General features: G+C 53.5%; 1 rRNA gene. It reads left to right on the forward strand.

What is annotated here, in order from left to right:
* A 16S ribosomal RNA gene (locus tag R8N49_RS25135) occupies positions 1-1,067 on the forward strand; the annotation flags it as partial.

The raw sequence follows: 1,067 nt of genomic DNA on the forward strand, positions 1-1,067 counted from the left end.
ATTTGACGTTAGCGACAGAAGAAGCACCGGCTAACTCCGTGCCAGCAGCCGCGGTAATACGGAGGGTGCGAGCGTTAATCGGAATTACTGGGCGTAAAGCGCATGCAGGTGGTTTGTTAAGTCAGATGTGAAAGCCCGGGGCTCAACCTCGGAATAGCATTTGAAACTGGCAGACTAGAGTACTGTAGAGGGGGGTAGAATTTCAGGTGTAGCGGTGAAATGCGTAGAGATCTGAAGGAATACCGGTGGCGAAGGCGGCCCCCTGGACAGATACTGACACTCAGATGCGAAAGCGTGGGGAGCAAACAGGATTAGATACCCTGGTAGTCCACGCCGTAAACGATGTCTACTTGGAGGTTGTGGCCTTGAGCCGTGGCTTTCGGAGCTAACGCGTTAAGTAGACCGCCTGGGGAGTACGGTCGCAAGATTAAAACTCAAATGAATTGACGGGGGCCCGCACAAGCGGTGGAGCATGTGGTTTAATTCGATGCAACGCGAAGAACCTTACCTACTCTTGACATCCAGAGAACTTTCCAGAGATGGATTGGTGCCTTCGGGAACTCTGAGACAGGTGCTGCATGGCTGTCGTCAGCTCGTGTTGTGAAATGTTGGGTTAAGTCCCGCAACGAGCGCAACCCTTATCCTTGTTTGCCAGCGAGTAATGTCGGGAACTCCAGGGAGACTGCCGGTGATAAACCGGAGGAAGGTGGGGACGACGTCAAGTCATCATGGCCCTTACGAGTAGGGCTACACACGTGCTACAATGGCGCATACAGAGGGCGGCCAACTTGCGAAAGTGAGCGAATCCCAAAAAGTGCGTCGTAGTCCGGATTGGAGTCTGCAACTCGACTCCATGAAGTCGGAATCGCTAGTAATCGTGGATCAGAATGCCACGGTGAATACGTTCCCGGGCCTTGTACACACCGCCCGTCACACCATGGGAGTGGGCTGCAAAAGAAGTAGGTAGTTTAACCTTCGGGGGGACGCTTACCACTTTGTGGTTCATGACTGGGGTGAAGTCGTAACAAGGTAGCGCTAGGGGAACCTGGCGCTGGATCACCTCCTTA

Source organism: Vibrio sp. 1978, from assembly GCF_033344345.1.